Source organism: Streptomyces sp. NPDC055749 (genome assembly GCF_053617235.1).
The window spans coordinates 61,393-75,386 of the sequence record NZ_JBSHFH010000022.1; the positions used below are offsets into that span (position 1 = coordinate 61,393).

The 13,994-nt window shown below is 70.8% G+C and carries 12 protein-coding genes; 5 read left to right on the forward strand and 7 right to left on the reverse strand.

What is annotated here, in order from left to right; translation table 11 throughout:
- Nucleotides 1–11 precede the first annotated feature (11 nt).
- Nucleotides 12–974: a GlxA family transcriptional regulator gene (locus ACWGO0_RS18635; protein ID WP_453535583.1), complete on the reverse strand. Its 963-nt coding sequence runs from the start codon at nt 972–974 to the stop codon at nt 12–14.
- Between the two features lie 134 nt (nt 975–1,108).
- On the opposite strand from ACWGO0_RS18635, the gene ACWGO0_RS18640 reads away from it, so the two are divergent.
- From ACWGO0_RS18640 to ACWGO0_RS18650, 3 genes are all read left to right on the forward strand, one after another.
- A complete protein-coding gene (locus tag ACWGO0_RS18640) occupies nt 1,109–1,972 on the forward strand; it encodes an SCO6745 family protein (RefSeq protein ID WP_453535586.1) in 864 nt (287 codons plus the stop codon).
- 115 nt (nt 1,973–2,087) lie between these two features.
- Nucleotides 2,088–2,216, forward strand: a complete 129-nt coding sequence (locus tag ACWGO0_RS18645) for an LPFR motif small protein (protein ID WP_453535588.1) — start codon at nt 2,088–2,090, stop codon at nt 2,214–2,216.
- 149 nt (nt 2,217–2,365) lie between these two features.
- Nucleotides 2,366–4,810, forward strand: a complete 2,445-nt coding sequence (locus tag ACWGO0_RS18650) for a Tex family protein (protein WP_453535591.1) — start codon at nt 2,366–2,368, stop codon at nt 4,808–4,810.
- A gap of 44 nt (nt 4,811–4,854) precedes the next feature.
- Here ACWGO0_RS18650 and ACWGO0_RS18655 read toward each other — a convergent pair whose 3' ends face one another.
- The gene (locus ACWGO0_RS18655; RefSeq protein WP_453535594.1) at nt 4,855–6,492 is read right to left on the reverse strand and encodes an ABC-F family ATP-binding cassette domain-containing protein; all 1,638 of its coding nucleotides are present in this window, start codon (nt 6,490–6,492) and stop codon (nt 4,855–4,857) included.
- A 93-nt stretch (nt 6,493–6,585) separates the two neighbouring features.
- Between ACWGO0_RS18655 and ACWGO0_RS18660 the strand changes: the two genes are divergently transcribed.
- The gene (locus ACWGO0_RS18660) at nt 6,586–7,518 is read left to right on the forward strand and encodes an FAD-dependent oxidoreductase (RefSeq protein WP_453535597.1); all 933 of its coding nucleotides are present in this window, start codon (nt 6,586–6,588) and stop codon (nt 7,516–7,518) included.
- Nucleotides 7,519–7,570: 52 nt separating this feature from the next.
- On the opposite strand, the gene ACWGO0_RS18665 is transcribed toward ACWGO0_RS18660, so the two are convergent.
- The 5 genes from ACWGO0_RS18665 to ACWGO0_RS18685 all read right to left on the reverse strand — a co-directional run bounded on the left by ACWGO0_RS18665 (nt 7,571) and on the right by ACWGO0_RS18685 (nt 13,130).
- Nucleotides 7,571–9,322 (reverse strand): BCCT family transporter, encoded by a 1,752-nt coding sequence (locus ACWGO0_RS18665; RefSeq protein WP_453535600.1) that lies wholly within the window; start codon nt 9,320–9,322, stop codon nt 7,571–7,573.
- A 74-nt stretch (nt 9,323–9,396) separates the two neighbouring features.
- On the reverse strand, nt 9,397–10,740 hold the full coding sequence (locus ACWGO0_RS18670) for a M14 family metallopeptidase (protein WP_453535603.1): 1,344 nt from the start codon (nt 10,738–10,740) through the stop codon (nt 9,397–9,399).
- A gap of 146 nt (nt 10,741–10,886) precedes the next feature.
- A complete protein-coding gene (locus ACWGO0_RS18675) occupies nt 10,887–11,783 on the reverse strand; it encodes an oxygenase MpaB family protein (protein ID WP_453535606.1) in 897 nt (298 codons plus the stop codon).
- Nucleotides 11,784–11,859: 76 nt separating this feature from the next.
- On the reverse strand, nt 11,860–12,555 hold the full coding sequence (locus ACWGO0_RS18680) for a TetR/AcrR family transcriptional regulator (protein ID WP_453535609.1): 696 nt from the start codon (nt 12,553–12,555) through the stop codon (nt 11,860–11,862).
- Nucleotides 12,556–12,653: 98 nt separating this feature from the next.
- Nucleotides 12,654–13,130: a macro domain-containing protein gene (locus ACWGO0_RS18685; protein ID WP_453535612.1), complete on the reverse strand. Its 477-nt coding sequence runs from the start codon at nt 13,128–13,130 to the stop codon at nt 12,654–12,656.
- Between the two features lie 113 nt (nt 13,131–13,243).
- Here ACWGO0_RS18685 and ACWGO0_RS18690 point away from each other — a divergent pair, with 113 nt between their 5' ends.
- Complete coding sequence (locus ACWGO0_RS18690) at nt 13,244–13,975, forward strand: MerR family transcriptional regulator (protein ID WP_453535615.1); 732 nt, start codon at nt 13,244–13,246, stop codon at nt 13,973–13,975.
- Nucleotides 13,976–13,994: the final 19 nt, after the last annotated feature.

The following is a 13,994-nucleotide window of genomic DNA, read 5'->3' on the forward strand; positions in this document are numbered from 1 at the left end:
GTTGATTCCGGTCAGGACGGGGTGTGGGAGGGGCGGAAGCGGCGCCGGTATTCGGCGGGCGCCGTGCCGAGTGCCTTGACGAAGGCGCGGCGCATCGCCTCGGGGGTGCCGTAGCCGCTGGAGCGCGAGATCCGGGCGACCCCGTCGGATGTGTCCTCCAGCAGCCGGCGGGCCTGTTCGAGACGTACACGGTCGACAAAGCGACCCGGCGTCATCCCGGTCTCCGCCTGGAAGGCGCGGGCGAAGTGCCGGGGCGAGAGCCCGGCCCGCGCGGCGAGCGCCTCCACGCAGAGGTCGTCGTCGGGGTGCTCGGTGATCCAGTGCTGGACGTCCTTCAGCGGTTCGCGGCGGGCCGTCTGGGCGGTGAGCTGGGCGCTGAACTGGGCCTGGTTCCCCGGCCGTCGCAGGAACACGACGAGGTGGCGGGCCACGGTGAGCGCCACCTCCCGGCCGTGGTCCTCCTCGACCAGGGCGAGTGCGAGATCGATGCCCGCCGTGACACCGGCGGAGGTGGCGAGCTTTCCGTCCCGTACGAAGATCGGGTCCGGGTCCACATCGACGGCGGGATAGGTGCGGGCGAGATGCTCGCAGACCGCCCAGTGCGTCGTGACGCGGTGGCCGTCCAGCAGGCCCGCCTCGGCGAGCAGCAGAGCGCCGGTGCAGACGGAGACGAGCCGGTCGGCGTGCGGGGCGTGGTCGCGGAGCCATTCGATGAGGGCGGGGGCGGGGTCCCGCGTGCCCCCGCCGCCGGGCACGAGGAGCGTGTCAGACGGCCGGGCGTCGGCCAGCGCGCTGTCGGGAACGAGCGTGAGTCCACTGGAGCTGCGGACCGGGGCGCCGTCCAGGGAGGCGGTGCGCAGCTCGTACGAGACCTCGGGGAACCCGGAGGCACCGGCGAAGACCTCCATCGGGCCGCTGACATCGAGGCTCTGTACGCCGTCGAAGAGGACGACTAGTACGGATCGCTGCTTCATGTCCGCCATCGTGCGCGGCACGGCAGATGGCCGCAATGACGAGCAGCCCACCTTTCCTGCCACTCTCCCCGGTCACCGGCATTTCCTGGCCGTACGGGTTCCGCGACGTACCGACCAGTCGGTAACGTGCGGGTATGAGCACTCTCCCTCCGCGCGCCGGACGCCGCTGCCACAACGCCCTCAACCCGCTGCACTCCGCCATCTTCTTCTCCCCCGACCTGGGCAAGGAGATGAGCGAGCTGGGCATCGACGACTCCAACGCCGCGTATTTCGCCACGCGAAGCGCCGCTATGGGCGCCGTCGGAGCGGGCACCGTCACTGCGACTTTCTACAACTTCAACCACGAGCTGGTGGCACGCCATGTGCCCGCCGTGTGGTCCGTCGCCTCACCGCAGGCGGTCCTGGACGCCCGGCTGCGGGCCGCCGACTCGACGCTCCGCCGGCTGCTCGGCGAGGAGGCCATCGCGTCGGCCGAGCTGGCCGAGGCCGCACAGCTGGCACTGCGGGCCACCGAGGGCTGCACCCGCCACGCCCGGCCGCTGTACGCCGCCCACGCCGATCTGCCCGTCCCGGACGAGCCGCACCTGGCGTACTGGCACGCCGCGACCCTGCTGCGCGAACACCGCGGCGACGCCCATCTCGCCGCGCTTCTCGCCGCGGGCCTGGACCCGGTCGAGGCCATGGTCAGCCACACCGCGACCGGCAAGGGCATGAATCCGCGGTGGATCCTCGCCACCCGCGGCTGGCGCCGCGCCGACTGGGAGGCGGCGGCGGAGCGGCTGCGCGGACGCGGACTGCTGGACGCCGAGGGCGAGCTGACGGAGGCGGGCGTGGCACTGCGGGCCGGGCTCGAAGAGGCGACGGACGAGATGGACGCCACGCCGTACGAGCTGCTGGGCGCGGAGGCGGTGGAGCGGCTCACCGAGCTGGGACGCGGCTTCCTGTTCGCGGCGGCCTCCGCCGGTGCGTTCCCGGACGGTCTGACCGGCAAGGGCTGAGCAGGGCGAAGGCGCCTGTTTCCCCATGGGTGAGGAGTAGCGATGCCGCGAGATGCGTTTAGTAAGAGTCACAGCGGCCAGGCGGCAACGCACACACCTACTGAGGAGACACCCTATGCATGCAATCGCAGACGCTCTCCGCGCTGTCGGCTCGGCCATCGCCACCGTCGTGACGCTTCCCTTCCGGCTGCTCGCCAAGCTGTTCGGCGGTGGTTCCGGCGGTGGCCGGAGCCGCCGCGCGTGAGCACCCCGCCAAAACGCGTTTGAGGAGGTCACGCGACACGGCGCCCGGCGACCCGGCACAATGCAGGCGAAGAGGGACCCCCGCGAAGGGGACCACCCCCAGTCAGCACAGCCAGCACAGCCAGTACGAGAAGGCGAGTCGGGAAAACCGTGACGACGTCCATCGAAGGCAGGATCGCCGAGGAGCTCGGCGTACGTGAGCGGCAGGTGAAGGCGGCCGTCGAGCTGCTCGACGGCGGGTCGACCGTGCCGTTCATCGCGCGCTACCGCAAGGAAGCCACCGAGATGCTCGACGATGCGCAGCTGCGCACGCTCGAGGAACGGCTGCGGTATCTGCGGGAGCTGGAGGACCGTCGCGCGGCGATCCTCGAATCCGTACGCGAGCAGGGCAAGCTCGACGAGGCGCTGGAGGCGCGGATCCGGGCCGCCGACACCAAGGCGCGTCTTGAGGACATCTATCTTCCGTTCAAGCCGAAGCGCCGGACGAAGGCGCAGATCGCCCGCGAGGCGGGGCTCGAACCGCTGGCGGACGGGCTGCTCGGCGATCCGTCGGCCGATCCGCTCGTCGCGGCTGCCGCGTTCGTCGACGCGGACAAGGGGGTGGCGGACGGGGCTGCGGCTCTGGACGGCGCCCGCGCCATCCTCGCCGAGCGTTTCTCCGAGGACGCCGACCTCACGGGTGAGCTGCGTGAGCGCATGTGGTCGCGCGGGCGGCTGACGGCGAAGGTCCGCGACGGCAAGGAGGAGGCCGGCGCGAAGTTCGCCGACTACTTCGACTTCGCGGAACCGTTCACCGCGCTGCCCTCGCACCGGGTGCTCGCCATGCTGCGGGGCGAGAAGGAGGACGTGCTCGACCTGGTCCTGGAGCCGGAGGAGCCCGAGGCCTCGGAGAGGCCCGGCCCTTCGACGTACGAGAACATGATCGCCCGGCGCTTCGGGGTCAACGACCGCGGGCGTCCCGGCGACAAGTGGCTCGGCGACACGGTCCGCTGGGCCTGGCGCACCCGCATCCTCGTCCACCTGGGGATCGACCTGCGGCTGCGGCTGCGTACGGCGGCGGAGGACGAGGCTGTACGCGTCTTCGCCTCGAACCTGCGCGATCTGCTGCTCGCAGCGCCGGCCGGGACGCGGGCCACGCTCGGGCTCGACCCCGGCTTCCGTACGGGTGTGAAGGTCGCCGTCGTCGACGCGACCGGCAAGGTCGTCGCGACGGACGTCATCTACCCGCATGTCCCCGCCAACAAGTGGGACGAGTCGCTGGCGAAGCTGGAGCGGCTGGCGAAGGCCCACTCCGTCGATCTGATCGCGATCGGCAACGGCACCGCGTCACGCGAGACGGACAAGCTCGCCGGTGAACTGTGCGAGAAGCACCCGGAGTTGAAGCTCACGAAGGTGATGGTGTCGGAGGCGGGCGCGTCGGTGTACTCGGCCTCCGCCTTCGCCTCGCAGGAACTCCCCGACATGGACGTGTCGTTGCGTGGCGCGGTCTCGATCGCGCGCCGCCTCCAGGACCCGCTGGCCGAGCTGGTGAAGATCGATCCGAAGTCGATCGGAGTCGGTCAGTACCAGCACGACCTGTCCGAGGTGAAGCTCTCGCGCTCGCTGGACGCGGTCGTCGAGGACTGTGTGAACGGGGTCGGCGTGGACGTCAACACCGCTTCCGCGCCGCTGCTTTCACGGGTCTCCGGCATCGGCTCGGGACTCGCAGAGAACATCGTCGCGCACCGGGACAGCAACGGTCCGTTCCGTTCGCGGCGGTCGCTGAAGGATGTGGCGCGGCTGGGCCCGAAGGCGTACGAGCAGTGCGCGGGCTTCCTCCGCATCCGGGGCGGCGACGACCCGCTGGACTCGTCGAGCGTGCACCCCGAGGCGTATCCGGTGGTGCGGGCGATGGTGAAGACGACGGGCAGCGAGGTGGCGTCGCTGCTCGGCAACGCGGGCGTGCTGCGGACGCTGCGGGCCGATGACTTCGTGAACGAGAAGTTCGGTCTGCCGACGGTCACGGACATCCTGAAGGAGCTGGAGAAGCCGGGCCGCGACCCGCGTCCGGCGTTCAAGACGGCCACCTTCAAGGAAGGTGTCGAGAAGATCGGCGATCTGGCCTCCGGGATGGTGCTGGAGGGTGTCGTCACGAACGTGGCGGCGTTCGGGGCGTTCGTGGACATCGGTGTGCACCAGGACGGTCTGGTGCATGTGTCGGCGATGTCCAGGACCTTTGTGAAGGACCCGCGGGATGTCGTGAAGCCGGGTGACGTCGTGAAGGTCAAGGTCATGGACGTCGACATTCCGCGCAAGCGGATCTCGCTGACGCTGCGGCTGGACGACGAGGCCGTGGCTGCGGGGCAGCCGGGGCAGGACGGTGCCCGGAAGCGGGGCGAGGGCGGCGAGAGGGGCGAGCGCGGCGGTCAGGGTGGTCGGCCGCCGAGGCCCCGCCAGGGCGGCGAGCGGAGCGGTCAGGGGGGCCAGGGCGGTGACCGTCGCGGCGGTGGCGGCGCGCGCCAGGCTCCGGCTCAGGCGCCGGGGAACAGTGCTATGGCGGATGCGTTGCGGCGGGCGGGGTTGGTGGACCCGAAGCAGGGCGGCAAGAAGCGGTAAGTGGGCGGTGGGCTCCGGGGGATCTGACCCCGGAGCCCCCGGAGTCAGATCTCCGTCACCTTGCCGTTCATCACCTCGACGCGGCGCGTCGTGTGCACCGCCTCCAGCATCCGGCGGTCGTGCGTGACCAGCAGCAGCGTCCCCGTGTAGGAGTCGAGCGCCGACTCCAGCTGCTCGATCGCGGGCAGGTCCAGGTGGTTCGTCGGCTCGTCGAGGACCAGGAGGTTGACGCCCCTGCCCTGGAGGAGGGCGAGCGCCGCGCGGGTGCGTTCGCCCGGGGAGAGGGTCGTCGCCGGGCGCGTCACGTGGTCCGCGCGGAGGCCGAACTTGGCGAGCAGGGTGCGGACTTCGGCCGGTTCGGTGTCGGGTACGGCCGCGCAGAACGCGTCCAGCAGGCTCTCCGAACCGTGGAACAGCTTGCGTGCCTGGTCGACCTCGCCGACCACCACGCCCGAGCCGAGCGTCGCGTGCCCGGAGTCGAGCGGAAGCCGCCCGAGCAGGGCGGCGAGCAGCGTGGACTTGCCCGCTCCGTTGGCTCCGGTGATGGCGACCCGGTCCGCCCAGTCGATCTGGAGCGTGGCCGGGCCGAACGCGAAGTCGCCGCGTACGACCTCCGCGTCGCGGAGCGAGGCGACGACCGAGCCGGAGCGTGGGGCGGAGGCGATCTCCATCCGCAGCTCCCACTCCTTGCGGGGCTCCTCGACGACCTCGAGCCGCTCGATCATGCGCTGCGTCTGCCGGGCCTTCGCGGCCTGCTTCTCGCTCGACTCGCTGCGGAACTTGCGGCCGAGCTTGTCGTTGTCGCCGGCCTTGCGGCGGGCGTTCTTGACGCCCTTGTCCATCCAGGAGCGCTGCGTCTGGGCGCGGCCTTCGAGTGCGGAGCGCTTGTCGGCGTACTCGTCGAACTCCTCGCGGGCGTGCCTGCGGGCGCGGTCGCGCTCCTCCAGGTAGGCCGCGTAGCCGCCGCCGTAGAGGTTGATCTCCTGCTGGGCGAGGTCCAGCTCCAGGACCTTGGTAACCGTACGCATCAGGAACTCGCGGTCGTGGCTGATGACGACCGTGCCCATACGCAGACCGGCGACGTAGCGCTCAAGGCGTTCCAGGCCGTCCAGGTCCAGGTCGTTGGTGGGCTCGTCCAGCAGGAAGATGTCGTACCGGGACAGCAGGAGCGAGGCGAGTCCGGCGCGGGCCGCCTGGCCGCCGGAGAGCGCCGTCATCGGGAGGTCGAGGCTGACGGTCAGACCGAGGTCGGCGGCGACCTCCTCGGCCCTTTCGTCCAGGTCGGCGCCGCCGAGGGAGAGCCAGCGCTCCAGCGTCTCGGAGTACGCGTCGTCCGCGCCCGGTGCTCCGTCGACGAGTGCCTGGGTCGCGGTGTCCATCGCTTCCTGGGCGTCGGCGACCCCGGTGCGGCGGGCGAGGAACGTCCGCACGGTCTCCTCCGGGCGCCGCTCGGGCTCCTGCGGGAGGTGGCCGACCGTGGCGGTGGGCGGAGAGAGGCGCAGCTCGCCCTCCTCCGGGCGGTCGAGGCCGGCGAGGAGACGGAGCAGGGACGATTTACCGGCGCCGTTGACTCCGACGAGACCGATCACATCGCCGGGCGCGACGACGAGGTCGAGCCCTGCGAAGAGAGTGCGGTCGCCGTGTCCGGCGGCGAGATCCTTGGCGACGAGAGTGGCAGTCATCAGGGGGTCGATCCTAATCGGCGTCCGGGAGGCCGGGACAGCCTGTCCGGACTGTGGGGTCATCCGTTAACGTCCGGCCAACAGCCGGAAGGGGTGACAGCGATGGCGGACGTGATCGTGGTGGGGAGCGGGGTGATCGGGCTGACCACCGCGGTGGTGCTCGCGGAGTCCGGCAGCCGGGTCCGGGTCTGGTCGCGGGATCCGGCCTCGGCGACGACGTCGGCGGTGGCCGGCGCACTGTGGTGGCCGTACCGGATCGAGCCCGAGGCCCTGGTCGGGGACTGGGCACTGGCGACCCTGCGGGTGTACGAGGAGCTCGCCGCTTCACCCGAGGAGACCGGCGTACGGCTGGTCGCCGGGGTGCACCGGGGCGAGCGGTTCGCCGCGCTCGGGCCGTGGGCGCGGCAGCTCGCCGGCGCGGCCGAGGTGCCGGACGGGCTGCGGGTGACGTTGCCGCTCCTCGATATGCCGGTGCATCTGGACTGGCTGGAGCGGCGTCTGGCGGCGGCCGGGGGCGTGGTGGAGCGGCGCACGGTGAAGAGCTTCGACGAGGCGGCGGCCGAGGCCCCGGCCGTCGTGAACTGCGCCGGGCTGGGTGCTCGTGAGCTGGTTCCGGATGCCGGGGTGCGGGCGGTGCGCGGCCAGCTGACCGTGGTGGAGAACCCGGGGATCGACGAGTGGTTCACGGAGGCGGACGCCGCGTCGAGCGCGACGACGTATTTCTTTCCGCAGCCAGGTGGCCTTCTGCTCGGTGGCACGGCCGAGGTGGACGACCCGCGCACGGAGCCAGATGCCCGTACGACCGAGGAGATCGTGGCGCGGTGCGCCCGGATCAGGCCAGAGATCGCCGGGGCCCGGGTCATCGGGCACCGGGTGGGGCTGCGGCCGGCCCGGGATGCCGGGGTGCGGATCGAGGCCGAGCCGCTGCCGGGTGGTGGGCGCCTCGTGCACAACTACGGGCACGGGGGCGCCGGGGTGACGGTCGCCTGGGGCTGTGCGCGGGAGGCGGCCCGGCTGGCGGGCTGAGTGGCCGAGCCACCGCCGGGATGCCGGGCCGGGCCCGCCCCCGCGTCCTCGGTCAGGCTTCCGGGTCGGTCTTGTCGGTCCTGGGCGGCTTGTGCCGTTCCGTGGTGACCTGGCTCTCGCCGGGGCCGATCCTGATCTCGAAGTCGCCGTCGTATTTGGAGTGGCCCGCGATGACCGCGGACTCGATGGCTTCGACGCCGAACTCCTGGCGGACGATCATCGGGTCCTGACGCAGGTCCCGCATGAGGGCCACGCACATGCCGATCATGACCAGCGTGAACGGGGCGGCCACCAGGATGGTGAGGTTCTGGAGCCCGGCGAGCACGTCGCCCTTGCCGTCGCCGACGAGCAGCATGATGGCGGCCACGGCTCCGGTGACGACGCCCCAGAAGATCACGACCCACTTGGCGGGTTCGAGGATGCCCTTCTGGGAGAGCGTGCCCATCACGATGGAGGCGGCATCGGCGCCGGAGACGAAGAAGATGCCGACCAGGACCATCACCAGGATGCTCATCAGGGTGGCTGCCGGGAACTGCTGGAGGACGCCGAAGAGCTGGCCCTCCGGGGTGGTGGCGTCGTCCAGCTTGCCGGCTTCCTGGAGCTTGATCGCCGAACCGCCGAAGACCGCGAACCAGACCAGGCTGACCGTGCTGGGGACGAGGATGACGCCGCCGATGAACTGACGAATCGTCCGGCCCCGGCTGATCCTGGCGATGAACATGCCGACGAAGGGCGTCCAGGAGATCCACCAGGCCCAGTAGAAGACCGTCCAGCTGGCGAGCCAGTCGGCCACCTCGCCCTTGCCGGTCGCCTCGGTACGTCCCGCGAGCTGGGCGAGGTCACCGAAGTAGGCGCCGAGCGAGGTGGGCAGCAGGTCCAGCACGATGATCGTGGGACCGGCGATGAACACGAAGACCGCGAGCGTCACGGCGAGCACCATATTGATGTTGGACAGCCACTGGATGCCCCGCTCGACGCCGGAGATCGCGGAGAAGACGAAGGCGACCGTCAGGACACCGATGATGGTGATCAGGAGACCCGTACCCGCCCTCTCCTTCCAGTCGAGCTCGTGGAATCCGCTGCCGATCTGGAGTGCGCCGAGCCCCAGCGAGGTCGCGGAGCCGAACAGGGTGGCGAAGATGGCGAGAATATCGATGAGGCGGCCGGGGCCTCCGTGCGCGCGCTTCTCCCCGATGAGCGGCTCGAAAACCGCACTGATCGTCTGCCGCCTGCGCCGCCGGTAGGTGCTGTACGCGATGGCGAGCCCGACCACCGCGTAGATCGCCCAGGGGTGCAGCGTCCAGTGGAAGAGGGTGGTGGCCATCGCCGTCTGCATCGCCTCGGCGGCGTCGGCGGGGTGCGTGCCGGGCGGCGGGTCGATGAAGTGGGCCAGCGGCTCACTCACTCCGTAGAACATCAGGCCGATACCCATACCGGCGCTGAACATCATCGCGACCCAGGAGACGGTCCGGAATTCGGGCTTCTCGCCCTCCTGCCCGAGCTCGATCTTCCCGTAGCGGCTGATCGCGAGCCACAGGGCGAAGACGACGAATCCGGACGCGGCGAGCATGAAGGCCCAACCACCGTTGTGGATCAGCCCGGTGAGCAGATCACTGGAGACGCTCTCCAGCGAGTCGGTGGCGGTGGCACCCCAGACCACGAAGGCGAGTGTGAGTACCGCCGTGACTCCGAAGACCACCCGGTCGGTCGTGGGTTCCCCGCCGTGGTGCGGGCCGGCGGGGAGGTCCGCCGTGACGGCCAGCTCTCCCCGCCCATCATCCGCTCTCTGATCGTCCTGCGACACAAGTGACACCTTTCACGGAGTCCGAAAAATCGCTCTCCGTAGGCAGTACCACACAGGACGCTCATCATCCGGGATCAACAAGCCGTAACGGCTTGACCGTTTGTGAGGTGATATGTCGCCCTCTCGTCGAGGAGCAGGGGAACGAGATTGCGAGCCGACTGCCTCAGCGATACGTACGCTCCGTCACCATCGGGCCGGGAGGTGACCCCGTGCAAAGCCAGTTCGTCGCCCACGTCGGCGTACTGGGCAGCGGTGAGCCGGTAGCCGCAGGGCGGGTCCGCGATGATCTCGCCCGGCTCGGCCGGGTCGTTGTCGGCGCCGGAGAGGTAGACGGGGCCGCGGTCGGCGAACCCGGCGAAGCGGGACGCCGCGGTGGCCGCCTCGATCCGGCCGCGCTGCTCTTCGTCGAAGGTGAACAGGCCGCCGAGTGCGGCATGCTGGGACTCGACCCTGCGCCGCTGGTTGAGCGCCGGGTCGGCCTTCTCGGCAGCGGAGAGCGCGTCGACACGGGACTCGATGAGCAGACCCACCGCGTGCTTGAGGCCCGAGGTGTTGCGCAGGATCCGCTCCTGCCCGTCGCCCGCGGTCTGCTTGATGGGGTCTCCGGTGACCGGGTCGGTCCAGATTCCGTAGATGCCGCTGCTGTAGCCGGACTCCGTCGCGGCGGGCCTGACGTACCGGTCCGACAGTGTCTGCGAGGCGTCGTGCACCCCGTCGTGGACGTTGAGGTTGCGGGGCCAGAGGACGAAGAGGTCCTTGTCGTAGTACGGCGGGGTGGCCCCGTACTCGTGCAAGTCGTAAATCACATCGGGTCGTTGGTCACGGATGACACCGGCCATGGCTCGGCCCTCGACGGTCTGGAGGGCGATGTGGTCACGGTTGATGTCGACGCCGTCCGCGTTGCCACGGGTGTTCGCCGCCCGTCCGTCGGGGTTGGCGGTGGGCAGGACCAGAACATTCGTACGGGACAGGAAGGTGCTGGTGGCCCGGTCCCGGGCGAAGGCGAGGTCCCGGACGGTGGAGAGACATGCCTCGCGGCCGGACGGCTCGTTGCCGTGCTGACTGCAGATCAGCAGCATCGTATGGGCGGCGGGCCGGTCGGCGCCGATGCGGACGAGCTGGAGGGGCCGGCCCTGTTTCGTGGTGCCGATCCGCTCGATCGCGACACGGTCGCTCGCACGGTCGACGGCCGAGAGGAACTCCTGCTCCTCGGGCTGCCCGGTCCAGCGGGCTCCGTTGCTCGTCTCGAATCCGGTACGGGGCGCCGAGTGCGCGGCCTCGGCGGGGACGGTGGCGAACGGTACGGCGAGAGCCGCGACGGCGAAGGTCAGGGCGAGTTCGCGCAGGCCGGCGCGGCGCCTGCGCGGAATATCCGGTGTTCGGGTGATGCGGAGTGCACGGGCGATGCGAGGGGTCATCAACGGCTGCCTCCCGGGATGCGGTCAGCGGGCACGACGACGGGCCCGCCCACGTATCAGCGTGTGCGGAAGGTACCTCGGTCAACTCCTGTGCAACAGGGGGCGATCACCGGATGATGTGCCGGTGTGCCGGTGGGGCAGGGCGGCTACCGTCCCGCCGGGGCAGGTGCGTTGCCCGCCCGGCGGTGCGCGGCCCGTGCCCTGCGGGCGAGCGGAAGATAGCGCAGGCGCTCGGGGAGCACGGGGACCACGGCCCGTACGACACGGCAGAAACGACGGAGTCTCAGCTCCTGCTCGGGCGTCCACTCCAGACCGATCGCCACACGGGCCTCCGGCGGCATGAGCCCCACGGTGACGAAGCTGCGGAACCGGGCCAGTGGGGGCAGCAGCAGCGGCCAGAGGGTCCGCAGCAGAAGCCGTACGAGCAGGGGGCCGCGGTCCGGCGGGGGCAGGGTCGTGTCGGGGGCCACCAGCTCGCGGACGACGGGGGTCGCCTCGATCTCCTCGGCGAGCATGCTGCGGTAGTACGGCCAGAACTCCTCGACCGTTTGGGGCATGTCCCGGTCGTGGATGCCGAGAATCCGGCCGACCTGGAGCCATTCGCGGTAGAGGGCATGCTCCTGCGCCTCGGTCATCGGGCGGACCAGATAGCGCGCCGCGTGCCGGTACACGGGGAAGCCCGTGGCGTGCACCCAGGCGTAGTTCGCGGGTGTCAGCGCGTGGTAACGGCGGCCCCGGGTGTCCGTTCCCCTGATGGTCCGGTGGAGCCGTCGGAGCCGGCGCCCCTCTTCGGCCGCCGCGTCCCCTCCGTACACCCAGAGCTGGAGCGAGCGCAGGGACCGCTCGCCGCGCCCCCACGGGTCCGTGCGGAAGGCGGAGTGCTCGTCGACGCCCGCGCCGACCGCGGGGTGGGCCACCTGGAGAGTGAGTGCGGCGGGCAGCATCAGCAGGGCCCGGATGTCGCCGGACAGGGTCCACAGCACGCCGCCGGGCGGGGGCGGCGCCGGAACCACGTCCGCAGCCGTGGCTGCCGCGCTGTCCATACGGGGCTCCCGGCGTCGGCGTGCCGGACAGGCCCTATGGCCCCCCCGACCGGCCCGGATGTATTCCAGTATGCGATCACGGGCCCTCCTTCGCTTCGGGGGGCGGGGGCGCCGCGGTCGCCGTGGTCCGTCCGGTGGCCAGGAGGGGCACCAGGGAGCGGCGGGCGAGGAGGCGGAGCTGCTCGTCGTCGTCGCGCTCGAAGGAACCCGCCGGGTTGAGCACGAGGGACACGATGATCCGCACCGCCAGTTCGGCGGCAGGCAGGGGATCCTCCAACCATTCCCCCTCGGGCCGCTCTCGCGCGACTTCGGCGTGGCGCAGCCGGTCGGCCAGATAGCCGCGCAGGGCGAGCAGGGCGGGACTGCCCTCCGCGGCGAGGAAGGACAGCACGATCTCCGGCTCGATCCGTAACAGCCCGCCGACGAGCGGGTGTTCCCGGACATGCTCCAGGACGGCGACGAAGCCCTCCACGAGCCGCTCCTCCCGCGTGGGCAGGGCCGCGACGACCTCGTCCACGTCGACGACGAAGCGGCGGTACTCGCGCAGGAGGCAGGCCGCCAGGAGGTCGTCCCTGTCGCCGATCCGCCGGCGCACGGTGATCCGGGAGACCCTGGCACGCCTGGCTATCTGATCCACGGTCGAGCTACGGACGCCGTGCGTCATGAACTGCTCGCGGGCCGCGTCGAGTATCTGCTCGCTCAGCGCGTCGGACGGCGGCGTCTCCGTGAGCGCGCGGGCGAGAAATGCCTCGTTCGTACTGCGTCGCGCCATGGACCCTCCCCCGATCCGCCCCAGCCACCTCCAACGATAGCCAGGTCGACACGTGGATATGGAGACATTCGAAGACCGGGTGGCGTACGTCCGGTCCGTCAGTCGTAGTCGTACACCGTGACGGATATGCCCTGCTTCACCAGGCGCTCCTCGATCAGCGGCTCGATCCTGGACCACTTGCCGCCTGCGAGACCGCAGCCGATGCGCGGCATATGGACCGAGGCTCCCAGCTCGGCGGCCCGGACGGCCACCTTCTCCAGGGCCGCGTCCACCGCCTCGTACCGCACGGGCACTCCCTGGCTGCCGGTCCGCATCCCCCGCTGCCCCACCATGTTGGCCACCCAGATGTACGGGCCGGCCTGGACGAACTGGACCGCGCCGAGACCGAAGTCGTTGCCGGCGCGCTCCCGGTGCCAGCGGCGGTACGCGGCCTCGGGCTCCGGCCAGCGTCGCGACACGGCGAGGACGAAGCCCTTGCCCCAGCCGCCCAGATCGTTGCAGACGTGCGCGATCAGCTTGACGCCCTTGCCCACGGGGGCGGTGGCGTCGCCCTTCACATAGGTGATCTCCGACATGCCTTCACCGTACGGGTGACCACTGACAGTCGGTCCCCGGATGCCGCCGGGGACTTTCACAACAATGGTGAGACAGCAATACTGTTGCACCTGACCAGCAGCGAGGAGCAGAGATGGCGACCGGTACCGAGGAGCCGAGGCTCACGGTCGACGAGCTCGCGGCGCGCGCCGGAGTCACCGTCCGCACCGTGCGCTTCTACAGCACCCGGGGACTCCTGCCGCCGCCGGCGATCGGGCCGCGCCGGGTCGGACACTACGGGCGCGACCACCTCGCGCGGCTGGCCCTGATCGAGGAGCTCCAGCACCAGGGCATGACCCTGGCCGCGATCGAACGATATCTGGAGCAGCTGCCGCCCGATCTGAGCGCACACGATCTGGCGATCCACCGGGCGCTTGTGGCGTCCTGGGCTCCCGACAAGGCCGAGGACATGACACGGGCCGAGCTGGAGCGGCGCGCGGGGCGGGAACTCACGGAACCCGACCTCGATCTGCTGTCGGCGATGGCCGTGCTGGAGCGGCCCGGGGACGGCGAGGACAGCTTCCGGGTCGATCCGGGGCTGCTGCGACTGGGCGTGGAACTGCTCGACGTACCGATCGCGCACGAGACGATCCTTGCCGCGCGCACGGTCCTGCTGGAGCACACCCGCTCGGCGGCGCATGAGCTGACGCGGCTGTTCCGGGACGAGGTGTGGGACCCGTACCGGGAGCGGGAGTCCGATCCGGAGCATGTCGCGGCGATGAAGTCGCTGTCGGCCCATATGCAGCCGATGGTGGTGCAGGCGCTGGTGACCGCGTTCCAGCGTTCGTTGAAGGAAGAACTGCGGGCCGCGTTCACCGCGGAGTAGCACCGGGTGAGCGCGGCCC